18 protein-coding genes are annotated in these 24,327 nt (G+C 43.8%); 11 read left to right on the top strand and 7 right to left on the bottom strand.

What is annotated here, in order from left to right; all coding sequences use genetic code 11:
• Positions 1 to 82: 82 nt before the first annotated feature.
• From WC222_07830 to WC222_07815, 4 genes are all read left to right on the top strand, one after another.
• Entirely contained in the window at positions 83 to 1,048 is a 966-nt protein-coding gene (locus tag WC222_07830) for an SDR family NAD(P)-dependent oxidoreductase (GenBank protein ID MFA6916292.1), read from the top strand.
• Positions 1,049 to 1,123: 75 nt separating this feature from the next.
• The gene (locus WC222_07825) at positions 1,124 to 1,798 is read left to right on the top strand and encodes a hypothetical protein (GenBank protein ID MFA6916291.1); all 675 of its coding nucleotides are present in this window, start codon (positions 1,124 to 1,126) and stop codon (positions 1,796 to 1,798) included.
• A gap of 89 nt (positions 1,799 to 1,887) precedes the next feature.
• A complete protein-coding gene (locus WC222_07820) occupies positions 1,888 to 2,310 on the top strand; it encodes a hypothetical protein (GenBank protein MFA6916290.1) in 423 nt (140 codons plus the stop codon).
• A gap of 18 nt (positions 2,311 to 2,328) precedes the next feature.
• Positions 2,329 to 3,504 carry a glycosyltransferase gene (locus WC222_07815; GenBank protein MFA6916289.1) on the top strand — a complete coding sequence of 392 codons (1,176 nt, stop codon included), beginning with the start codon at positions 2,329 to 2,331 and terminating at the stop codon, positions 3,502 to 3,504.
• Positions 3,505 to 4,079: 575 nt separating this feature from the next.
• Here WC222_07815 and trpS read toward each other — a convergent pair.
• A complete protein-coding gene (gene trpS / locus WC222_07810; GenBank protein ID MFA6916288.1) occupies positions 4,080 to 5,075 on the bottom strand; it encodes a tryptophan--tRNA ligase in 996 nt (331 codons plus the stop codon).
• Between the two features lie 134 nt (positions 5,076 to 5,209).
• On the opposite strand from trpS, the gene WC222_07805 reads away from it, so the two are divergent.
• The 3 genes from WC222_07805 to WC222_07795 all read left to right on the top strand — a co-directional run bounded on the left by WC222_07805 (position 5,210) and on the right by WC222_07795 (position 9,351).
• Complete coding sequence (locus tag WC222_07805; protein ID MFA6916287.1) at positions 5,210 to 6,853, top strand: J domain-containing protein; 1,644 nt, start codon at positions 5,210 to 5,212, stop codon at positions 6,851 to 6,853.
• Between the two features lie 14 nt (positions 6,854 to 6,867).
• Positions 6,868 to 8,271 (top strand): hypothetical protein, encoded by a 1,404-nt coding sequence (locus WC222_07800; GenBank protein MFA6916286.1) that lies wholly within the window; start codon positions 6,868 to 6,870, stop codon positions 8,269 to 8,271.
• A 330-nt stretch (positions 8,272 to 8,601) separates the two neighbouring features.
• Positions 8,602 to 9,351, top strand: coding sequence for a glycosyltransferase family 2 protein (locus tag WC222_07795; GenBank protein ID MFA6916285.1), 750 nt, complete (start codon positions 8,602 to 8,604; stop codon positions 9,349 to 9,351).
• A gap of 565 nt (positions 9,352 to 9,916) precedes the next feature.
• Here the strand turns inward: WC222_07795 and WC222_07790 are convergent.
• Positions 9,917 to 12,076, bottom strand: coding sequence for a YjbH domain-containing protein (locus WC222_07790; GenBank protein MFA6916284.1), 2,160 nt, complete (start codon positions 12,074 to 12,076; stop codon positions 9,917 to 9,919).
• Between the two features lie 210 nt (positions 12,077 to 12,286).
• Between WC222_07790 and WC222_07785 the strand changes: the two genes are divergently transcribed.
• The 3 genes from WC222_07785 (at position 12,287) to WC222_07775 (ending at position 15,760) form a co-directional block, all read left to right on the top strand.
• Entirely contained in the window at positions 12,287 to 13,537 is a 1,251-nt protein-coding gene (locus WC222_07785; protein MFA6916283.1) for a hypothetical protein, read from the top strand.
• Between the two features lie 64 nt (positions 13,538 to 13,601).
• Positions 13,602 to 15,026, top strand: coding sequence for a hypothetical protein (locus WC222_07780; GenBank protein ID MFA6916282.1), 1,425 nt, complete (start codon positions 13,602 to 13,604; stop codon positions 15,024 to 15,026).
• Positions 15,008 to 15,760, top strand: coding sequence for a 50S ribosomal protein L11 methyltransferase (locus WC222_07775; protein ID MFA6916281.1), 753 nt, complete (start codon positions 15,008 to 15,010; stop codon positions 15,758 to 15,760). The genes WC222_07780 and WC222_07775 overlap by 19 nt, the downstream gene beginning before the upstream one ends.
• 20 nt (positions 15,761 to 15,780) lie before the next feature.
• On the opposite strand, the gene WC222_07770 is transcribed toward WC222_07775, so the two are convergent.
• The 4 genes from WC222_07770 to WC222_07755 all read right to left on the bottom strand — a co-directional run bounded on the left by WC222_07770 (position 15,781) and on the right by WC222_07755 (position 19,895).
• Positions 15,781 to 16,248: a hypothetical protein gene (locus WC222_07770; protein ID MFA6916280.1), complete on the bottom strand. Its 468-nt coding sequence runs from the start codon at positions 16,246 to 16,248 to the stop codon at positions 15,781 to 15,783.
• Between the two features lie 278 nt (positions 16,249 to 16,526).
• A complete protein-coding gene (gene groL / locus WC222_07765) occupies positions 16,527 to 18,188 on the bottom strand; it encodes a chaperonin GroEL (protein ID MFA6916279.1) in 1,662 nt (553 codons plus the stop codon).
• Positions 18,189 to 18,211: 23 nt separating this feature from the next.
• Positions 18,212 to 18,508: a co-chaperone GroES gene (locus WC222_07760; protein ID MFA6916278.1), complete on the bottom strand. Its 297-nt coding sequence runs from the start codon at positions 18,506 to 18,508 to the stop codon at positions 18,212 to 18,214.
• A 112-nt stretch (positions 18,509 to 18,620) separates the two neighbouring features.
• Positions 18,621 to 19,895: a DUF1343 domain-containing protein gene (locus WC222_07755; GenBank protein ID MFA6916277.1), complete on the bottom strand. Its 1,275-nt coding sequence runs from the start codon at positions 19,893 to 19,895 to the stop codon at positions 18,621 to 18,623.
• A gap of 163 nt (positions 19,896 to 20,058) precedes the next feature.
• Here WC222_07755 and WC222_07750 point away from each other — a divergent pair, with 163 nt between their 5' ends.
• Positions 20,059 to 23,697 carry a proline dehydrogenase family protein gene (locus tag WC222_07750; GenBank protein ID MFA6916276.1) on the top strand — a complete coding sequence of 1,213 codons (3,639 nt, stop codon included), beginning with the start codon at positions 20,059 to 20,061 and terminating at the stop codon, positions 23,695 to 23,697.
• Positions 23,698 to 23,701: 4 nt separating this feature from the next.
• Here WC222_07750 and WC222_07745 read toward each other — a convergent pair whose 3' ends face one another.
• Positions 23,702 to 24,298 (bottom strand): hypothetical protein, encoded by a 597-nt coding sequence (locus tag WC222_07745; protein MFA6916275.1) that lies wholly within the window; start codon positions 24,296 to 24,298, stop codon positions 23,702 to 23,704.
• Positions 24,299 to 24,327: the final 29 nt, after the last annotated feature.

Genomic DNA, 24,327 nt, shown 5'->3' with positions numbered 1-24,327 from the left:
TTGTGTATAGTTGTATAGATATAGATTGAATAATTTTTTTTAGGATAGCCTTTTCCTCCCTTACCGATTTATAAAATTTATCATGAGCAAAAAAATCCTTATTACCGGCGCCGCCGGATTCATCGGCTTCCATTTAGCAAAATACCTCGCGCAAAAAGGAAACACGGTATTAGGAGTGGATAACTTTAATTCCTACTACGATCCTCTCTTAAAGGAAAAACGACGCGAACTTCTCGAAAAAGAAGGCATTTCTATCCTGCGCGCCGATATTGCTGAAAACGAAGTCCTTAGGAAAATTACGGAAGAATTCGAACCGGATAACCTCGTCCATTTGGCTGCCCAAGCCGGAGTGCGCTATTCGACGGAATGTCCGCAAGCATATATCAAGGCAAATATTGAGGGTTTTCTTAATGTGCTTGAAACCTGCCGCGCATTTCCACATATCCCCCTGACTTACGCCTCTTCCTCCTCCGTGTATGGCTTAAATGAAAAAGTTCCCTTCGACACCACAGACCGGACTGACCATCAAGCCAGCCTGTACGGTGTCACTAAGAAATGCAACGAACTCATGGCATATACCTACCACCATCTCTACAAAGTAAAAAGCACCGGCCTCCGTTTTTTTACCGTTTACGGACCCTGGGGAAGACCGGATATGGCCTACTTCAGCTTCACTAAAGCCATCCTCGCAGGTCAGCCCATCTCCATCTTCAATGACGGAAACATGGAGCGGGACTTCACTTATATTGATGATATTATTGCCGGAATAGACGCTGCCATAGAAAAAAACTGCACCTGTGAAGTGTATAACCTAGGGAACCACAAACCCGAGAAATTAATGTCACTTGTCGAATCCCTCGAAAAACACCTAAACAGAAAAGCCATCCTCATAAAAAAACCTATGCAGCTGGGCGATGTCGTCGCCACCTACGCCGATATCGAAAAAAGTCAAAAAGACCTAGGTTTTTCCCCTAAGATCTCCCTCGATGAAGGACTTGGCCGTTTTGTCGCCTGGTACCGCAATTTCTACCCCCACCCAATCACCTAATATTTCTTTCGACTTTTCAAATAAAATCGGAGCGATTACAGTGATCTTTTTTCTGACGCAATTAGGAAGCAAGACATGTTCCGCTGGCTCATAGCAATAATATTCGCCTTCACAATGACAGGCTGCTGCTGCAAAAGTTCCCATAAAGACCACTGCAGGCCCTACCGCAGCAACTTTTGTCCTGCCTCCAGATCAGCAATCCGTCAAATCGACTACCGCGGCCTTGTGGATGTAGTCTTCGGATGGGGAACAGAAATTAAAAACACCGAAGGCACTATCCTCAAAAGCTCCTGCTCCGTTTTTGATAAGAAAATTAAAACGATCCGCATGGAATTTGTTTCCCAAGATATTTTCGAACTGCAAGAAGCTCGTAAATTTCTGGTTTACGCCGTAGAAGGCCTGCTTGAAAGAGTAAATAATTACGCTACCCTCGCAGGGTCACTGAATACACGCCCCTTTGGCCCTCAAAACCTCGAAATCATCATCGTCTATGAAAGCTTTCACGGCTATTTCGTAGATCCAACATACAATGGCCGCACTGCCCTCATCAACGGCGAAGTGGTATTTAATGATTTCAACGTCTATAACTCCGATGTAGATGAATTCGGATGCAAACACGAACCCTACTTCCTCACAAAACAACTTGTAGAAATCGAAGATAAATACAAGACTCCTTATGCGAGTGATGTCAATAAACCATTGGGATTCAATTGGTTCAAAGAATTATACGTCCCCCCTGCTAGGAGATAATACCCAACTTTCAAAAAGTCGGGTTTAAATTTGCTGCCTAACATGCAGGATGCTATAATTATAATAAGTAATATATACTCCGGTTTCCTATGGAAGATAAAGATCTTAACATTTTCCGCTCTGCCGCAGAAAAATCACGCCCAAAGAAATTATCTACCCCGGGATTCAACCACAAAACTCCTCCCGCTGCTGTCTACTCCAACCCTGAAAATGAGAAAGTCCTAATAGAACTGCAGCAAAAAAGGATCCAGCTTAAATCCACCTACGAACAAATCGCTAAGGGAATGGGCATGACCCCTGAACAACTTAACGATTGGTTAGATAAAAATAGCATCCTAGCTCCCGGTGAACAGGAAATCATGCAACAACTCGTCGGTAACCTGAAACAACAAATAGCACGTACATCCGTCAACCCAAAGAAATTACGTAAATCTGAGGGCGAAGTCCAAAAAGATACTCAAAATCGTAAATCTAAAACTCTCGGATCCCGCAAAAAATGGATCCCAATGTAACCCCTCCCGGAGACACTCATGGTCAAGAAAATCACCCTATTCATGCCCCCCTATAGCCAATATAATGTTTTACACCACTTCACAAAACAGCTAGGTTCTGCACTTGAACGCAATGGCGTTGAATGCCATATCCTCGAAGCAAAATATAATAACCCCAAACCATTCCTTGAAGAGCTATTCAAAGAAAAGCCCGACGCCACTTTCTCCTTCAATGGCCTCATGCCCGATGAAAAAGGCAACTTCTTCTCCGACATGATTAAAATCCCCCACGTCGCTGCCCTAGTGGACTCACCCAATCGCTACCTACCCCTCATCAATAGCAAATACACCATCATCTCCTGCGCTGACCGCTTCGGATGCGACTTCTTCAAAGGCATCAATTTCCCTAAAACATTCTTCCTCCCTCATGCTGTCGGCAGAGATGAAAAACACCCCGCCGAAGCACAACGTCCCATCGATGTCCTCGTCCTCGCTACCTGCATGGAATACGAAGACCTGCTCCAATCCTGGAAGAAAAAATACCCCCCAGCTATCTGCGCAGCAATGCAAGAAGCTATCGACGCCTCCTTGAATGACAACCATACCACCTACGTACAAGCCTTCGTCTCTTCCATAGATAAACAACTTGCCAACGGCGCCCCTATAAAGCCCGAACACCTCGACTACCCTCAAATATTCGATGACCTGGAATCCTACCTCCGTGCTAAAGACCGTATTGAAACTATCCGCAATATCCACGATGTGCAAATACACATCTACGGCGACGGTGTAGGCTCCAACTGGAAATCAACCCTCTCCGGCAAAAAGAACGTTACCCTTCACAGCTCCGCTGACTTCACAAAAGCCCTAGACCTCATGAAACAAGCTAAAATCATCATCAACAGCAACCCCCACTTCAAAAACGGCGCCCACGAAAGGATCTTCTACGGACTAAACCTCGGCGCTCTCGTCATCACCAACGATAACACCTACCTACGCGAAATCTTCGAACCCAACAAAAGCATCGTCCTCTCTCAATTCGGACAATGGCAAGAACTCAATGACAACATAAAACATTTCCTCTCCAACGAGAAAGAACGCCAAAACATCGTTCACAATGCCCAAAGTATAATCCAAAAGAATCACACATGGGACAACAACGCCCAAATCCTTATCAAAGAACTCCCTACACTCCTCAGCCAAGTTCAAGGCTGACAGCCATAGGCAGCAGGGCTTTGCCCTGCACCCAGCAGGACTTCGTCCTGCACCTACCAAAGAACTGGCGTCCTTTGGAATCCGCGAGCTGTTATCACTGCCTTGTACGCGTGTTTATCACACGTTTCGACGCGAATCTCCGATTCGCGTCGCCGACGTTGACCTGCCCGCTACGCGGTCACGTCAAACATTATTCGACATTCCATTTGTCTTTTAGATTACAATTCAAAACTAATTATGAATTGTAATCTCATCCAATGATAAATTCTAAAAAATAATAAATAGAATCTGCCAGGACATTTTTTAGTACAATTGCCTGAGTCTATTAGTGAATACTGATACTTTTCTGAGTAGAATGGATTGGACAATAGTCCTTGACGTGACCGCGAAGCGGGCAGGTCAACGTCGGCGACGCGAATCGGAGATTCGTGTCGAAACGTGCTGTAAGATGGATTTCGAAGATGCGATCACAGTCTGCGGATTCCAAAGGACGCCAGTTCTTTGGTAGGTGCAGGACGAAGTCCTGCTGGGTGCAGGGCAAAGCCCTGCCCCCGGGTACAGGGGAAAATCCTGCATTAGCCGAGGAGTGCTTTACGGACGTTTTCGAGAGTGATTTGGGCTTGTGAGCGGGCTTTTTTTGCGCCGGAGGCGAGGATGTCTTCGATTTTTTGAGGGTTGAGGATGAGTTCTTGGTAGATGGAGTAGGGTTTAGCGAGGAAAAGTTGGATGATTTCGAAGAGTTCCTTTTTAACTTGGCCCCATCCAATCCCTTTGAGGTATTTTTGGCGCATTTCTTCGGTTTGATCGGGTGTGGAGAAGGCTTTGTAGAGAGAGAAGAGGGAGGAGGTGTCGGGGTCTTTGGGATCTTCGGGAGAGCTGGTGTCGGTTTTTATTTGGTTGATGAGTTTCTGCATTTGTTTTTCGGGTAGGAAGAGGGGGATGACGTTGTCATAGCTTTTGCTCATTTTGCGGCCGTCGAGTCCAGGGATGATGGCGGCTTCTTCGCGGACAAGTTCTTGAGGGAATTTAAGGATGTCGCCGTAGCGGACGTTGAAGCGGCGTGCGATGTCGCGTGCAATTTCGACGTGTTGAGTTTGGTCTTTGCCGACGGGGACAATGGAGGTGTTGAAGGCGAGGATATCGGCAGCCATGAGCATCGGATAGTTATATAGGCCCATATAGACGCCTTCGTCGAGGTCTTCCCTGCCATTTTCACGGTTTTCCTGTATAGCGGCTTTATAGGCATGCGCCATATTCATGACGGATTTAGGAACGGTGTGTGCGATGTAGCTATAGAGTTCGCTGATTTCAGGAACATCGGATTCTCTGTAGAGAGTAGCGACCTCCGGATCTAGTCCGAGCGCGATCCAGGTTGCAGCGGCTTCGAGAGAAAGCTGCTTCATTTTCTTAGGGTCTTGGATTGTGTTTAGAGCATGAATATCTGCAATAAAATAGAAACACTGTGTATTGGGCCGTTTCATTAGCTCTAGAGAGGGTTTGAACATGCCAAGATAGTTGCCAAGGTGGGGTGTTCCGCTAGGTTTAATGCCGGTAAGGATAATTTGTGTCATAGGAATGCTTTTGTTTTAAGAAAAATATTAATGCATTGTATAGGTAAGGCTATTTTTTTAATAGGGCGCTTTTAGGTTGATTTAATTATATTTTAGTAGGATAATTTATAGTTAATTTTATTAAGGTATTTTAAATGTCTAGTACAGCTCTCATAGTCGGAAGTAGTGTTCAAGCTAGTACAATTCCCGATTCTTCATTTATTCCGTCTTTCTATAGTAGAGCTTATTTCTTGATGATGAATATTCGTTGGTTAAATCCTTCCCGAGTAGAATCAAAATGCCTTGAGAAGGTAGGTCGTTCAGTCAAGGAAACATTTGAGATTAATGCAGATAAGATAGACAACTTACTGGTCCTTAAACCTAGGACTGATATTTTTTATCGATATTTTCATCGTCCAGTAGCAGGCACATTGCGCTTAGCTATCTCTGTAGCGTTATCGTTTTATGTTGCTCCTATTGGAATGGCTTTTAATGGGGCGGCTGTCATTTTCTATATCGGCAAATACGTGGTAACCGATTCTATTATAAGAAGAATTTATAGCGATAACGTTTTGAAACTTGCTCAAATAGATCAGGGTATCCAAAAAGATTTGGACAATGCCTTCTGTCATCTTAAGGGTTTAGGATGCGATATATTAATGGGCCTTCCATACCTATCTAAAGCAATACTTGCTAGGCTGCCCCTGCATATGATACGCTCTATCTTTCAAATCATAAAAATCACGTTGCCTGCTTCAACACCTATTGTGGTTGGATTTTTCACTTTGCTGGCAGCACCGTTAATCGCCCCTTTCTATTCCGAATTTGTTATTTCTCTCTCTATGGACGAAGAACAGCGCGTAGGGTTGCATCAGTCGCTGCTTTTAGGGAAAGAGTATGGCATCAGAGGCCCTCAAGGGCAGTTTATTGAGCCGGGTGCAGAAGACGATGAAACGCTAGAAGGAAATGGCTATTTCTTTACCCTCTATAATGATACTGCAAGCGAGATTGTAAAAAAGCTTAATATTCTCTTGGATGAGAAGATTGTAGAGATGAAATCTTCCCAGAAATATAAAGATGAAATTGAAGGCGTTCAGGTTAAAGAAGAAAGGTGCTTAACTTCCCTTAAGAGGCGTTTCTTTGATACTGTGCCCTATGGAGATTGCAGAATGAAATACAGCTACGACAAAGATTCAAATTTAGATGCTGTTCAGTTGAAGATGCGCAGAGTAAAATCTGAATTTAAACATCTTTTCAAAAAGTTTGATGAGAATCACGAAGTTGAATTCTCTATAAAAAGTAAAGATCTTGAAACTTTATATTATCGCTTTTTCCGTCTACGTGAAATCCTTACAGAGCTTGATAATTGCCGCGAAGATAGGAGCGGAGATAAGAAAATAAATTTCAAAATTCCAAGCTTTTTCCTAAAGGAAGGTTTTGGTGATTTCTCGAAAAACATCAAAATAGCAGGAGACAGCTGGTTAAAGCTCGTTCAATCATTAAATGACGGTAACGTCATTAGCCTCGATAACGGAAAACCAACATTTGTAAATGAAGACTTTACTAATTTATATGTAGACTTCCGCGATAAGGTTTTAAAAAAGGTTGCTCCTGAAGAGCTTCTTGTCATAAGTGAAGGCCAAGCCAGAACTCCTCAAGCATATAAGAAAAGTTACCACAAACTTTTGCTAGCAGTCCATCCTGATAAACTGCCTGCTGGTTCGTCAGGTGCGCTTAGAACAGAAGCTGATATTCTCTTTAAAATATTACTCCAAGCACTAATAGTCGCTGAAAAATAAGGTTATTAATTTTTATGGCTAACGTAGCAGCAATTCAAGGTTCATCATCGATACCTTATGCATCATCATCTATCTCTCAATGCGGATCATTTGTCGGAAAACTTATCCTCTGGCTTCAAACAGATAGGACAACGGATGCCAAAGTTAAAGTTTATGGAACTAAATCACTTAGTGAAGCTCTAACTAAAATTTCCTTATCTGCTGAGGAAATTTTTGTACTCCCTAAGATTAATAACCGAGATGTATATTTAAGAACATTTTTCAATGCTTTAGTCACTTATGCGGCCGGTTTTACTATTGCACCGCTAGGTGTTATCTTCAATGGTGCAGCCACAATTTTCTATATTGGCAAGTATGCTACAGGATCAAGGTCCGAAGATACAAATGAGAAAATATATAAATTCGCTACCGGTTTGCTGAATGATTTCATTTGGACTCTTGGCGCTAGCTTTGTAGTATTTGATTTACGTTTGATGAAATACACGGTTGTCCCTCTGCTTACTCCATTACGTATGTTATTTCTTAATTTATTTCCTCATAACTTGTTTGAGAATATAGGTTATGGAAACGAGAAAGCTGCATATTATCAATCTACATTTCTAAAATCTTTAGGAATAGGAAATGAGAATCAACTGCCTCTACCTATCAATCGTAAAGAAGATAATCAAGAAGTTGTTTACCTAATTAATAATGAGATGATAGTTAAAGGAAGGTTAATGACCTTTTACTGGGAACAAATCTTTGCTTTTAAAGAAAAACATCTTAGCTATCTCCAAACTTTATCAACATATGAAATAGGTATGTTGAAGCTAGATTTTGATATGGGTGGCCTTCTGTACAGAGATCTTAAAAGGTTGAGGGAAAATATGCCTGTTAAGTGCGCCGATGATAAATTACGTGAAGCGCTAGATGAAAGTACTCGTTCTCTTGCTATTTGCTTATGTTATTTTTTGGCAGCTTCTATAGTACAAAATAATACCCACGGGCAATTTGATTCTTTGACATCACAATGTGCCGATTTTGCCGTTCCTGCTTACTTATACACCAAATTTAATGACATTCCGAAAGATGTGGATCCTTCTACAATTCTATTTAATAAATTTGTTTTGGATGAGACTGATTCCGGCTACAGATTTAGATACAAGACTTTAATGCCATTTGCTTCTCCTCAAAGTGCTTATGAAGTCTTACATAATAGAATTTTGCAAAGTGATAGTCCTCTGGAGATCCTAGGATATGGTGATCTGTCATCACCAACTCCGGAAGAAATCATAACTAGATCTCGTTTGCTTTCAAATCTGGTATTCCCGGAAGATGATTCTGCAATAGATAGATGGTATAGACAATCTCTATTCGAACTTATTCCGTGCATAGCCCGTGCCGCTATCGCAGAACTCAAGTCTCGCACTGTTTCATGACAGGCTAACCTAGCCTAGTATAGAAGTGCAGGTTGTCGCTCTCACAGCCCTCGACTCGTCGAGGGCCCATAACTTGGTAATATATATTATTTAGGATGCCTTCTGCAAAGAAAAGCGGAGCTATAATATCGCTAGGAAAAGATGTGTTTCTGCAACAAGAGAACGCATGGATGTATTTTCCCTTAGCCGGCGCAATCGTCGATGGGGGATACATAGCTAATGCAGAGGCTGGCATAGAGAACTTCTATATTTTTATCTGAAAATCCTACTCTTCAAAGGTTGTTTTTTCTAATATTTGATATGCAATGCATACACTTAATAAGATTGAACATGAAAATCAGCGTCACAATACTCACAAAAAATAGCCAAAAATACCTGCACGAAGTCCTTCGCTCTCTGGCAGCATTTGATGAAGTGGTCATCTACGACACAGGCTCTACAGATGCTACCTTAGATATAGCGCAATCCTACCCCAATGTCGTTATATTCGAAAGACCCTTTGAAGGCTTTGGGCCCTCTCACAATAAAGCCACGGATCTTGCTAAGAACGATTGGATCCTCTCCATCGACAGCGACGAAATCGTTACCGAAACTATGCTGAATGAAATTTTTAAAACACCTCTCAACACCCAAACCGTCTACTCCTTCCCTCGCGAAAACCTATACAACAGGAAAGTCATCCGCGGCTGCGGCTGGTACCCCGACCGTCAATATCGCCTTTACAATAGAACAAAAACAAAATTTTCCGACGCACAAGTCCACGAACAAGTCATCACACGCGATATGCAGATTGTCGAAATGCAATATCCCATAAGACACTACTCCTACAACTCCATCAGCGACTTCCTAACAAAAATGCAACTCTACAGCGACCTCTTCGCTAAACAAAATACCGGCAAACGCAAAGCCTCCGTCCTCACCGCCATAGGACACGGCTCTTTTGCCTTCTTCAAAAGCTACTTCCTAAAGAAAGGCTTCCTCGATGGATACGAAGGCTATATCATTTCAAAATACAACGGCCACACCGCCTTCTACAAATACCTCAAACTCCGCGAAGCTAACCTCCGCAAAGGCAGCTAGCAGCGGGCACGCAGGCAGGACTTCGTCCTGCACCTACCAAAGGACTGGCGTCCTTTGGAATCCGCGAATTGTATCGCTAGCCTGGAAGCTAGGTTTCTTCATGTTTCGACGCGAATCTCCGATTCGCGTCTCCGACGTTGACCTGCCCGCTTCGCGGTCACGTCAAGCACTATTCGACACACCATTTTCTTCTCAGATAGTGGTTATACACTAATTCCATTCGATTGTTTTCTCAAGCAATGAATATTTCCAAAAAATTGAGATTATAAAATCTGATTAGAGTTTTTTTCGTATTAAAGCCTGAGTCTATTAGTGAATACCTATTCGGAATGAAAAGCTAAGGTTTACCATAATGTTTGACGTGACCGCGTAGCGGGCAGGTCAACGTCGGCGACACGAATCGGAGATTCGTGTCGAAGCGTACTAAGAAATGGACTTCGGAGATGCGATAACCATTTGCGGATTCCAAAGGACGCTAGTCCTTTGGTAGGTGCAGGGCAAAGCCTTGCTGGGTGCAGGGTGAAACCCTGCTTGTCTACGTACTTGTCTGACTATTTCGCCGCTGCTATTGGCGGAGGTCGTCGATAGTTTCGTAGAGGGTTTTGCCGGTGGATCCGATGGCGCCGACGTCGCGGAGCCAGGCGGCTATGCTGTAGCGCCACAGGTTGCGGCAGGTGCAGGTGTAGAAGACATCAAGGGGCATAGAGAAGGCGACGCCTTTGTCGTAGTAGCGGCTGCCGTTGAGGTTGTCTCTGCCGTTGGTTTGAGTGTACCAGAAGGTGACGCGGAGGCCGCTTGGGAAGTAGCGTGAGACTTCGTAGCGGGCGCCGAGGTCATTGGCAAGGAATTTACCGGCTTTGATACGGAATTCCAGGTTAGCTTCTCTGAGGTCGTAGTAGAGGTTGACGAAGCCTTGAGAGCCAAGGAATCCTCTGTAATAGGGGGTGAAGCCGTTAAGTTTGCGTACTTTATCGCTGAAGCCGAGGCCTTTGAGAGTTCTTTTGCGGAGGCATGCGCCTTCGAAGCCGAGGGCCCAGTTGGAGTTGACGGGATAGTATAGGAATTCAGCTGCGATGCCGCCGTATTCCACTTCGAAGAGGCCGACGGAGCCGCGGGCGAACCATCCGTTGCCCAGGTTCCAATTTTTTTGGAGGTAGGCGTTATCCACTGTGACGCCGGGCTGGCTGAGGTATCTTACCAGGTCGGTGCGGACGTTGATGATTTGCGAGGGGTTAAGGCTATCTATGCCGCTGCAGTGGCTTAGGTCGTCTAGGAAATTGTAGCCGAGGGCAACGTTGTAGTATGTTTCGTCGTAGATGAAACCATCAAGGAAGAGGTTGAGGCCTAGAGAGTATTTGAATTTACCTTTGGCGCTTCCGAAGAGAGTGTTAGTTTTGGGGAGGACGGTTGCGCAGAAAGAGCGAAGTTTTCCCTCGTAGATAGAGCTGTATGAGCCGCACGGAAGGCATGAAACTTCACGTAGGGGGGCGAGGGTGATAAATTCTTGATCGCAGAGGCAGCCTTCTCCATAGCGGCGTAGGAAAGCGACGGGGATGCGGTATTCTTGGGCGGGGAAACCTTCTGCATCGATGACGACGATGACGTAGCCGAAGTCGGAGGGGATGAGGGCAGCTAGGAGAGCGCAGAGCCTTTGGCGGACTTCGCTTTCCATGCGGTAGCAGTCGTTGACAACACGGATGCGAAGAGCTTGCTGGAAGCATTCATCATAGAAAAGGTGAGCGGAGAGTAGCTGGAAACCTTGTTCTTCTAAGGCGAAGGCAAGTTCAGCAGCAAGCCAGTCGGGGGGGCGGAGTTCGTTTAGAGGTTCTGTATTGATAGGGGAGGTGTAGGGAAGGGCGTTGTCGATTTTAGGAAGGAACCCTTGAGTTTCACCAAAATTGTAGAAAGCGCTGAGGGAGGCTGCGATTTTTTTGCCGCGAACGTAGGCTAGGGAGAAGTCAATGGAGTCCCATAATCTGTATTTTAGGCCCACATTGACAGGGCTTCTTTGTTCACGGCCGTGGGGGTGGGGTTCGCATTTATGGCTTTTGTATTTGGTAGCGTCGTATTCGGCAGCGAGGGCTAGAGATTCGAGCCATGGCAAGCAGTAGAGGCGTCGGAAAGGGAGCCATTGTATACCGCCGAACCAGCGGTTGTAGCGTTGTTTTCCGTAGCCTAGGGTAAGTTCGAGATCTAAACACTTAAATACTTGAGTTGCAACGATATAGCGAGTTTTGAAGTTACGGGTACCCAAGAAATCTTCAAAACCGATAGCAACACCGGGGAGGGCATAGCCGCTGTCTTCAGCTCTTAGAATAGCAAATTTGATATTGGCGCCCTTGTCGGAAAAATCGCCAAAGCCGTGTTTAGAGAGGTTTTTGTCTTCTATTCCGTTAAATATCCTGTAGTTGCCTGTTAGTTCGAGGCGGTCGATCAGCTGTACGCGGCCGTTCCAAATAGAGTAGGGATGGACATGGGAATAGCCTATACCGATTTCCCCTTCGTCGCCCATTCGTGCTGAGGGCATATTGAAATACCCCCCCATAAGGAGAAAGTTATAGTAGATGGGAACGCGGATACTGTTTTCTCTGTTCCAGTAGTCTACGATCATCAGGTCTTTCATTAGCTGACATTCGGAGGAGTCTTCCAGACAGTAAAAGTCCTGACTTCTAATTGAAGAGAAGGTGCAAAGAAGAAAAATGAGGAGATAGGTAGTTTTATGCATTTTGTGTCGCAATCTAGGGAGTAACAATAACTATATCATGAGCAAAATGCAAGCTAAGACCTGTGATTACGGCCTATTCTCCAGCCATAAGTATGAAGTATTTTGTAAGAAACATTCGTCAAGGGAGGCGGGGAGCAAACGCAGGGGGTGGATACCTGGCATCGTAATTGCAAAATTAGGGGGTAGGTAGCTTCAAAAAGGGAGATCATCATGAGTTTAGAACCCCCAGTTCCAGACGATATTTCCCTTCAGAAGGAACAAAAAAGCAAAGCATCGGCATTATTTGACAGGATAACAAATCGTGTCGTAGATTCTACAGTATCAAATATTTATGATCGTAAATTTAGCGCAGTTCCCGATAATCCCTATTTCTTTTCCCTCTTCCAGAAACAGCTGGCTATACGGGACGATTCACAGATAGAGAAGGTCAAACAGCTCTATCCAAGTGTAATTAAAAGATTATTCCAAACAGCAACGAAGAATGCAGAAGGGAAGAGCGAGATTTATCCGGTCTTTAAGAATGAACAGTTTACAGACAATATTTCACAAGAGGAAGCTCTTTGGTTGTTCATTATAGCCAGATCGCAAGCCGAAGGATCACCCTTGCAACAGAATCTTATGATGGACTCTGAGCTATTGCCAAAAATCATTGAAAATCTTTCTAAACATCTGTCTATTCCGGAAGATCACGTCAAAAGTTTGGTGTGGTTATTTCAACAATATCTTGAGAATTGTGCGCATCCGTCGCATGTCAGTGTCGAAATGGCTCTGGAAATAGACGACAAGGATTCCGCCTTAAATAAGATATTGCAGACAGCGCTCCAAGTGAAGAAGCCTTCTGAAAGATCCAAAGCCCTTTCCTCTATAGTTAGTTCGTTAGCGCTGAAACAATCAGAGGGAAAGGCACTCGAACTATTACGTTCAGTGAAAATTCCTGATAAAAATAAACCGCTTAACAGCATTTTAGACATCCTATTGCGACAAGGGAAATCACAGGAGTCTCAATTAAACCTCGAATGGTATCAAGCAGCTTGTGATGAGGCTCTTTCACTGACCAATCCCGAAGATAAAAATAGACTTTTACAACGTATTGCGATTGCTGTGGCGAGGTATGGTGAGGTGAATACAGCCTATGCCACAGCAGCAAAAATATCTGCATCAGAAACAAGGGCATATGCCTATAGCGGGATAGTGCAGGCGCTGCTGCATATTGGAATGCGCGAGGCAGCCTTACAAATCTTGCCTGCCATTACAGATAACGGAGCAAAAGAGGACGCTATCAGTTATATTGTGATGGATATTAGCCAGAAAGATTCTTATGAAGATGTCATAGAATTTATTGAGTCTCTTACGACGGCAGCGCAGAGATTGCAAGGGGCAAAAGTATTAGCAAGCATTCTATCCTCGCATAACGATAAACAGCATGCCGAAGAATTAATACTCCACTATTCCATGCGCTAAGTATTGTTAGTTACATTATTATGCAGGATTTTATATAGGGTATTACAGCTTAAAGAGATTGACTATGGCTGTAGATTTTAAGAATCCAGTGTTTTATGTCCCCGGTCGTGATCTTCACGGAACGGTTGAACATACATTTCAGAATTATCCATGGTTTTTTAAGATCATTCATTGGGTTTTGCCTACTTACGCGCGTAGGGTAGATAAATCTATAGCGATAAAATTAGCAGAAATCCTAACAGGTGAATCCTCCTTCATCGAAAGGCAAAAGTGGCTTCAGCATGCTAAAACTTTTCAAAAGTGCGTACTCTCCAAATACTTCTTCACTTTAAGAAAGATCCGCAAAGACCTGAATTTCGCTGTAATGGCTCTTACTCTTGAAACGCTGGGTTTGCCCATGCATATAGCGTTAGCAAATAAAGATTTTGTCGACTTCATAAGGAAAAACCATCTTCACAATAAGTTAAGAAGTCATAAGGATTTAATTCGAATTATTGATAACGAACCTGCGCTGCTGTACTACGGTGTTTATAGGACATGGAGTCAAATCAAAACTCTGCTCTCACTGAATAGTGAAGGTCAGAATAACCTTAGTCTAGATGAGCGCGGTTTCACATATCTAGGATCGAGTTCTCTCTGTCCTGGGGGGATCGTGCAATATAACACCAAGACATGGATCTATGTGGATTTCCAGCATGAGTCTAATCAGCACACAGGAATCTCTGTCGGCCGTTTTCCACTGCCTTGGGGTAGTTACAGCGCTGAAGAAATGGGAAAAATGAGTAGGGAAGGAATACAGTTTCCCTACATAGAAAATTACACCGACTGCCGGGGTGAAGCTTTTCCAGATAAAGCCATAGAAAATAATGACCATGCATTTATTAAAATGGTTTCTGCTAATGGAGATATCTATTGGTTCGGGTGCCTTCCTAAAGAGTACTCGTCTATTATTTCTACTACGAGCAATGCCTTGGCTGCCTATACTGCGGTAATAGAAAGCCCGGAGCATTATGCAGACGTGCCCCCTGTCTATAGAACTTCGCAAATGGTCAACCTAAGTTCCCAACCGGAAGAAAGGGCTCAAGATTTTGCCGCAGCATTTGATAAAGTCGTCACGCTGCATACAATGGGCATTATTTATAATGCATTCAAAAGCAACTGTGTCGAATTCGTACGTGACATCAACAGCACAGCAAAAAATATTATCCCGCAAATGACCATCAAGGCCTACGCCCTCTTGCCCAAATTCTACCAGTATATCTACAGGTATTTTCCTTTGCCAAGTACTGCTAAAAGATATATAATACGTAAGTTATTTACTGTGTTCGGCATAAATAAAACACAAAAAGTCACTGCAAATAACCAAGTTATTTCGCTACCTTCAGAAATGCCATCGCTCAATGAAGACCTTACCATCCCACACCCGCACCCTCTAAGTGAATGGATGCGACAACACGGCGGAAAAGACCTATGGAGACGTACAACCTAACTCTTAATTCAAATGCAGACGCAGACCTAGTATGGGAACAGCTTGCAGCAGCGGGTCTTCAACCTCTCTATGCTATTGAAGAAGGTAATTCCACCATCATAGCCGCCAATGCAGACTTTAGTCCTGAGTCGCTTCCCAACATTTCCCATATAGAGAAGATAACCCTTCCTGAGATCAATTGGGTTGAACAGTGGGAGCTTCATGGAGCTAACTTCCATGATGGTCTTGTCCACATCGAATATCCACCCCTTAAGCTTAAGCCGGGCCCTGGCTTCGGTGATCTCTCGCATCCTACAACATCTCTTATCTTAAACCTGCTTCCTCAATATGTTAAGGATCAGCATGTTGTTGACGTTGGTTCCGGCAGCGGTATTTTGACCCTGGCAGCTGATGCTCTCGGTGCAACATCTTCTACTGGAATAGACATCGAACCTCAAGCTGTTACACACGCCCAAGAAAATGCCATCCTTAATAATTCTAATGCCGTCTTCTTCTTGCCTGATGACTTACCAGCCCTTCCTTCTCCCACAATTACGTTGATGAATATGGTTCAAAATGAACAAGAGTCCGCTTGGCCCCACTATTTGTCTATCTGGCAGAATTCCTCCCTCCTTATTACTTCCGGCATCCTTAATAAAAAGAAATACCTGAAATTCATGCTTCAGAATGGGTGGACTCCTATCCATTCGACTACTTTAAACAAATGGCATGCTTTTGTCTTTAAGCGAAAGTAATTTACGATGAAAAGCTTGTCCTAGTATAGGAGTGAAGTAATAAACGCGCACGTAATAACACTGATAGTGCCTGACAAAAGAGTACTGGCTAGTGTGACCGCACTAAAAGGGTTAGAAATCAAAAGATGCACCCCGGCGGCAGCATTCACAATGCTGCTAGCAGAGTAAAAACATAAATAAACAATTGTAAAATTGTCTCTCATTTGCTCATTATCAATATAGGCAGCGTAAGTGATAGCAGCAAAAGAAAGCGCTCCGCCAGCTGTAAAAGCTAAAAATGCAGCACATCCTGCTCCACTGGTTCCTAAAATAGAAAGTGAGACTAAGCCTGCAATAACCATAGTAGGATAAAGGCTAGCCATCAATGAGAGTTCTTGTTTTGGAGTAGTTTTTTCAGGGATACACGCTCCAATCGTGAACACCGTTCCAGTAGTCAAAATATTAGGAAGCATACAATTACTTAGACTAACTGCAGGTAAAAAACTCATCAAATAATTCCTGTTTAAAGATAACTAGTAATAATTATCTGTGCATTTAATTTAATAGATTATGTCATTTTAAAAGATTTAAGTGAAGTATCATAATAGAAATGTTCATTATTTAAAAGACCGTACATTCTATTTTCTTATGCTGGCATAAGTTTCACGTTTGAAATTATCGAGATGAGATGATTTTGATATAAGGAAGAATATACGTAGTGGGCCCTAAAGACCTTAAACAGTCTTTAGGGCTATATCCCGCGAGGAGCGGACGCCCCCTGAGAGGGTTACATCATGCCCATGCCACCCATGCCACCCATACCACCCATACCACCCATTCCACCCATATCCATAGGAGGATTGCTAGACTTAGGTTTAGGTTTGTCGGTGATAATGCAAGCAGTGGTAAGAAGTAGGGAAACTACAGTAGCAGCATTTGTAAGGGCTGTGATTGTTACCTTGACGGGGTCGATGACGCCGGCTTTGATGAGGTCTTCAAACTTTCCTGTAAGGCCGTTATAGCCCATAGCATTCGTTGCAGCAAAGATTTTCTCTGCGATGAGGTCGCCTTGTTCGCCGCAATTGTTTGCAATTTCGCGTGCAGGAGCGAATAGAGCTTCACGTAGTATGTCTACGCCGATTTTCTCGTCGCCATGGAGATTTAGGCTATCTAGGACTGGAAGTGCACGCAGAAGTGCTACGCCGCCGCCTGGAACGATGCCTTCAGCCACAGCAGCGCGTGTTGCGTGCAGGGCGTCTTCAACGCGGGCTTTTTTCTCTTGAAGTTCAGTTTCAGTGGCTGCACCCAGTTGGATGACAGCAACGCCGCCGGCAAGCTTAGCCAGTCTTTCTTCGAGATTGCGTTTTTCGTAGTCGCTAGTTTCAGGGTCAGATAGTGCGTGTCTGAGTTGTTCGATGCGTTCCTTGACTAATTTATCGTTGCCTTGGCCCTCGATAATTGTCGTCTCGTCTTTATTGATTTTGATTTTCTTGGCCTGGCCGAATTGATCGGGTGTTGTGTCTTCGATCTTCATGCCCAGGTCTTCTGACACGACTTGGCCGCCTGTTAGGATGGCGATGTCTTGAAGCATTGCTTTTCTGCGGTCGCCGAAGCCGGGAGCTTTGATAGCGCAGACATTGAGGACGCCTTTCAGCTTGTTTACAACAAGAGTAGATAGCGCTTCACTGTCTATATCATCAGCGATGATGATCAGCGGTTTGCGTTCTTGAGCTGCTTGTTCGAGGATAGGTAGGATTTCTTTTATGTTGGAGATCTTCTTATCCGTAATGAAGATAGCTACGTTGTCATACTCAACGGTCATATTTTCTGGATTAGTCACGAAGTAAGGAGAGAGGTAGCCGTTGGAGAACTGCATTCCTTCCACAACTTTAAGCGTTGTTTCGATCGTTTTATTTTCGGTGATAGAAATGATTCCGTCTTTGCCGACTTTTTCCATGGCTTCGCTGATGATCAAACCGAATTCAGGATCATTATTAGCGGAGATGGTAGCGATCTGTTTTATTTCTTCGGAAGATTCGACTGGAGAAGCAAGCTGACGAAGTTTTTTTACGAGAGCTTCCACACCTTTCTCGATACCATGTTTCATGATCATCGGATTAGCGCCGGATGCTACGGCTTTCATGCCGATGGACATCATAGCTTCAGCTAGAACGATAGCAGTTGTTGTACCGTCACCGGCAACGTCGGAAGTCTTAGATGCGACTTCTTTGACGACTTGGGCACCTACGTTTTCGAATTTATCTTTGAGGAAGATTTCTTTAGCAACAGTGACGCCGTCTTTTGTGGAGAGAGGTGCGCCGAATTCTTTACCGATGACGACATTGCGGCCTTTAGGACCTAGAGTTACTTTAACGGCTCTAGCGAGGGCGCGCACACCGCGCATGGCGCGTTTGAGGGCTTCATCATGAAATTGGAGTAGTTTAGACATTAATATGCTCCTTAAGTACGTGCTTAGTTAGAAATGATGCCGAGGATATCATCTTCGGAGAGGATGAGGAATTCCTCATCGCCGGAGGAGTCTTTAACTTCAGTGCCGGCGTAGGCACCAAAAATAACGCGGTCGCCCACATTGACGCTTAAGGGTGTAAGATTGCCATCTTCGTCTCTTTTTCCGGGACCGGCGGCTATGATTTCGCCGATTTTTGGTTTTTCTTGCGCTGTCTCAGGAAGTAGGATGCCGCCCCTGGATTTTTCCATTTTGGAGCGTTTGACCAACAAGCGGTTGCTTAGAGGCTTGATATTCTTCATGATCATAATCTCCCATAAAAATAAGTGATAATTTGTGATAGCAGTCTAAGAGATAGAATCGAATTTTGTCAAGGTCGCGGAGAGAATTTTTAGCAGAAGAGTAAGTTAAGTGCTAAGAGGGGTAGATCAAATATTTGGCGCGTTTGGTCATAAATGCTTTTTTTTCATCCGCATGCAAACTGCGTAGCGGCCAAACAATATGCTTTTCATGAAGTAAGATGTTTAAAACTTCATCTGTTCCGCTGACCTTTGAAAACATAGCATGGCGGTTTTTAGCTTCTGCAATACCCTTTGCGAATTCATCAGGATAAAGATTTTTCAGTATCCCGATCAAAAGAAATTGCGTGCTGACAGGTAGAAATTTTAAATGGTCTTGCACGCGAACTAGCACCCCATGACAGACTTCATGCGCAAAACGTCCGTAGAAAGGTTTATAGTGCCAAGGGATAAAATACACACCGGGAAACTGCTGTTTATTCAGTGCTTCAGCGAATTTATCAGCATCGATCCAGGGTGCGCCTATCATTTGAAAAGGTAGAGTGTATCCCACGCCTATGCTTACGATAGAAAGCTCACCCAATATACCTGTTATAGGGTAATATAGAGCGGTGTCAGCTTCCGGAATATGTGGGCTCGTTGGTATCCACTGCAAATCCGTGTCTTTAAATGACATGGTCCTTTGCCATCCTCGCATAGGGATAACATGCAGATTACACCCGACAGAATATTCTCCATTAAAATATTGAGCCAGCTCACCGATGGTCATCCCATGACAGTAGGGTGTGTTGAGATAACCCACGATGGATTGTAGCTCTTTCTTTAATAGGGGGCCGTCGACGGTTACACCGTTGATAGGATTGGGGCGGTCCAGGACAACGACAGGAATTTTATATTTTGCCGCTTCTTCCATAACATAGAAAAGCGTTGTAGCAAAGGTGTAGGAGCGTGAACCTATGTCTTGAATGTCATAGATGATGACATCTACCTTCTCCAACATATCTTTTGTAGGACGGAATGTTTTACCATGCAGGCTAAAGATAGGGATACCGTCGGCATCCTTTGAGTCCTGAAAGCGTTCTTCTCCGATCAACTCACCCTTTATTCCATGCTCAGGGGCAAATAGTGCCGCAAGAGTGTAATCAAACATTTTCGCATTTAGCTTCAAAGTGTCGGCAGTACTCGCCAAATGACTGTTGACACCTGAAGGATTGGTGACTAGTCCCACACGTTTTTTTGCTATCAGAGGCAGAAAATCCTTTTCGAAAATCCTGTCGGATCCAAGAGTCACTTTTGGAGCAGCATGCAGCGATGAAAACAGAATGTTGCTTTGATAAAGGAATAATAGGAGGACTAAAAGTGCTATGTTAATAGAACGGCAGGAAATCATGGATTATTACAACGAAGCTCCTCAAAGAAGTCAAATTAGAACAATAGATCAATACCGAAAAAAAATGGAGAAGATACTGATGGAGTTAGAAGTCTATTGTCGCAAGGGGGACTTTATTCCATAGTTTTGGTATAAGCTAAAGTAAATAATCAGGAGTTAAGCCATGAATGCATACGTAGAGCAGGCTCGACAGCTTATAAAACAGTCCAAAGCTCATGCTTCCAGAGAAAAGCGCATAGAAGATGCCATTGCATTGACGGCTATACTCCTGAAAATTGCCAAAGAAGAGCAATGTCCTGACGAAAAGCAGCAGCAATTAATGATAGCCCATTTAATGGAAAATGCGTCGGGCAAGCTTTTTATTACAGAATTGACAGACCAATGCTTCCGTACCGAAAATAATACACGCATTGCGGATCAAATACGGTATGTCATCCAGAAAAGGGGAATCCCCAAAGGCCTCCCTTTCACTGCAGGTATTGAATTAAAAGCTTTTTCAATGCTTTCAAAAGCATTTCCCTCTTTCCTTGTCCCTTTTGTAAAACAATCCATACGCAAACAAGTGGCTTCCGTTGTGGTTCCCGGTGAACCGGATAAACTGAAAAGCTACTTGGATAAAAGAAAGAAAGAAGGTTTTAGAATTAATTTAAATTATCTGGGTGAAGCGATTCTAGGAGAGACTGAAGCACAGCATCGTCTGAACATCTATTTAAATTACCTCCAACAGCCCGAAATAGATTACATTTCCATTAAACCATCCTCCATCTATAGCCAAATCAACCTGTTAGCTTGGGATAAAACGCTCAAGATCCTTACAGAAAGATTAAGGACTCTTTTCAAATCCGCGCATGAAAAAGACAAGTTTGTCAATTTTGACATGGAAGAGTACCGCGACTTAGCAATGACAGTAGAAGTTTTTAAAAAGATTTTAGACGAACCTGAATTTCTTCAGTTTTCTGCCGGAATAGCCCTGCAAAGCTATATCCCCGATTCTCATCTCTATCAGCAAGAGCTTACCCAATGGGCGCTAAATCGTGTTTCCAAAGGGGGGGCGCCCATTAAGATCCGCATTGTCAAAGGGGCTAACTTAGCGATGGAAAGGGTGGAAGCTTCACTCAAGGGTTGGGAATTAGCTCCCTATAAAGAGAAATGGGAAACAGATACTAATTTTATCCGCATGGTGGATTACGCCCTAAAACCGGAGCACGCCAAAGCTGTCCATATCGGCATCGGAAGTCATAATTTATTTGATATATCCTATGCCCTACTCCTTAGAGCAGAAACTGAACTTGAAAAGGAAGTGATCTTTGAAATGTTAGAGGGCATGGCTCCTCACATAAGCCGTGCGGTAAAAACCATAGCGGGTGAACTGCTGCTCTATTCTCCGGCAGTGGAAGAAAAGGAATTCCATACTGCTTTGGCATACTTGATGCGCCGTTTAGATGAAAACACAGCACCGGAAAACTTCCTTCACGCCTTGTTCAGTATGAACGTAGATACCAACGAGTGGCACCAGCAAGCCAAAGAGTTTAAACTTTCATGCGAAGTTCAACAAAATGTGAAGTTTACTCCCAATAGAAACCAAAATAGAGGACGTGATACTTCTGCCATCCCTCTATTTCAAAACATGTTTCATAACGAACCTGATACAGACTGGTCTCAAAAAGGAAATAGGAAATGGATAGAAACAGTCATAAAGCAGTGGGAAGCTTTGAAAGCCGTTAATATTCCTTTGTCTATTGGCGGCAAGGCTGTTCCTGGACAATCATCCCTCCCGGGGATTGATCCTTCTCGGCCCGAATATCCTTTATATACCTACCAGCTTGCCGGCAAAGAACAAGTAGACCAAGCCGTAGAAATTGCTAAAGCAGGTTGGAAAAATTCCACTTTGCATGAACGCTCAGGCATACTCCAAAAAGTAGCCGATGAACTGCGTCGCGAAAGAGGAAACCTCATTGGAGCAATGACAGCCGATGGCGGCAAAACAATTAATGAAGCCGATGCAGAAGTGTCGGAAGCCATAGATTTCTGTGAATATTATCGGCGCAATGCTGAAGATTGGGCTCTTTTTAATGACATCGAGTGGCAGTCAAAAGGCGCTGTTGCAGTCATACCTCCTTGGAACTTCCCTTGCGCTATTCCCGTAGGTGGAATTGCGGCAGCCTTAGCTGCCGGTAATGCAGTCATATTCAAGCCAGCCGCAGAAACGGTTTTAGTCGCCTGGACCCTAGTCCAAGCCTTCTGGCGTGCGGGTGTTCCCCAGCACGTGCTCCAGTTTATTACCGGAGAGGATGAGACGACAGGCACAGCCCTAATCCAACATCCGCAAATATCTGCAGTGATATTGACCGGAGGCACCGCAACAGCTCAGCACCTGCTGAAACTTAACCCTCACATACACCTTTGTGCAGAAACAGGCGGAAAAAACAGCATCATCGTTACCCAGCTTGCTGACCGTGATCTGGCAATCAAAGATATTATACAATCAGCTTTCAGCCACTCAGGTCAAAAATGCAGTGCCTGTAGTTTACTTATTCTCCTTCCTGAAGTTTATGATGACCCTAAATTTAAAGAGAATCTACGCGATGCTACCGCCAGCTTAACCGTAGGCAGCGCTTGGGATCCGTCATCAAAAATAACGCCCCTCATCCGCCCACCCATCGGCCCCTTATTACGTGGTCTAACAGAGCAAGCACTAGGAGAAGAATGGGTTCTTCAACCTAATCCAACAACAGATAATCCATATTTATGGTCGCCCGGAATTAAATGGGGAGTTACGCCGGACAGTTATTCATACCAAAATGAGCTTTTTGGCCCGGTACTATCTGTAATGAGGGCTAATGATCTTGAACATGCCATCAAGCTTGCTAACGGCACACCCTATGGACTAACTGCCGGGATACATTCCTTGGATGATAGGGAAGTGCAGGTTTGGGCGGAGAAAATTCAAGCCGGTAATTTATATGTAAATAGATCTATCACCGGTGCAATCGTGTCACGGCAACCGTTCGGCGGAACAAAACAAAGCTCTTTCGGCCCAGGACTAAAAGCAGGCGGCCCCAACTACCTAACGCAGCTTTTTAATCCACAGCAACGCGGTTTGCCTAACGATAAGGGAATGCTTCCAGACACACTCCTACATCTAAACAAACATGTACAAGATCTTGGCTGGAATGCAGATAAATTGGAACTTTGGAATAGCAGTCTTGCTTCTTACGCCTATTTTCAAGACCTCTATTTCAATTCAGAACATGATCCTGTCCACCTTATGGGACAAGACAACTTACTTAAATATGTTCCACGAAGAAATGTGATCATCAGAATCCAAATAGGGGATGATCCGGGAGATGTACTAAGACTTTGTGCTGCGGGAATTATTTCAAGCTCTGCTGTTGAAGTCAGCCTCCCCCCTGCCCTTATTACACATGAGTATTTCCCCGCATCCCTACTTTCCAAATACCCCTCACTGCATTTTATTGCAGAGGATGAAGGTCAATTAGCACATAGAATGAAAGATAATAGGGTGAATACTGTCAGATATCTCTCAAAACCTACAGACTACGCTGCCAATGCTTTAGCAAATAACGGATGCGCCATTTTTGTTGCAGCCCCTCTCGCTAACGGACGTCTTGAACTCTTACACTTTCTTCGAGAAATAGCCTTAAGTATTGACTATCATCGGTATGGATACCTAGGTGACAGGGCTCCGGAAATTACTGCAAATGGCGGCTCTGCAAACGGTATATGTTGCGGCTCAACCAAACCTTGCTGTGGAGGCGGATATTGTGACGAAACTGGTTAAAGGGCTATTCAACCCAATACATACAATCTCTGGTAAAGTAAATCTTGTCAGATGTTTTAGTGAAGAATGCTTCATTGGCATCTACATACCAAAGTTCCCATTCTAATGTGACTGGACTAAACCAAAGGGCATAGTGAGTATGCACGCTTGAGTTTTTAAGCATCCAATTTGTATTTGCAAAATGTAGAAAACGGTGGCTGCTTTCTTGCGACTGCAAAAATTTATATGTAAGTTCTCCAAGAAGCGGCTTAAAATAATCCTGTATTTTATCTAAACTTCCGCAGATATCCATCAAGTTTGACAATAGAAATTTGGTCGTTTCCCCAATTGTTTGCTCATCCTCCCGCCTTTCTACGCTGTTCTTTTGATCCCATTCTGCTTTTAGATGCTTTGGCAATAGGGATTGAATTTGATTGCACCATTCTTTAAAGATGGTATCGGGCACAGGTAAAGAGCTTGCAGCGCGGCCTGCAGATTCATGCTCGTCAAAAAACAAGCTTGTGTCAGAATATGTATTTAAGGTCTCAACCGATTCATGTTCGAAAATGAAATTTGCTGAATGTCCGGGTACTGAGAAAGTTCTATTTAAAAACTTAGTCATCGTGATGTCGTATTTATTAGTATATTCTA

The organism is Parachlamydiales bacterium (genome assembly GCA_041671045.1).
Lineage (GTDB): Bacteria > Chlamydiota > Chlamydiia > Chlamydiales > JABDDJ01 > JABDDJ01.
Note: the sequence above shows the minus strand (reverse complement) of the source record. Positions and strands in the feature narration are given on the sequence as shown.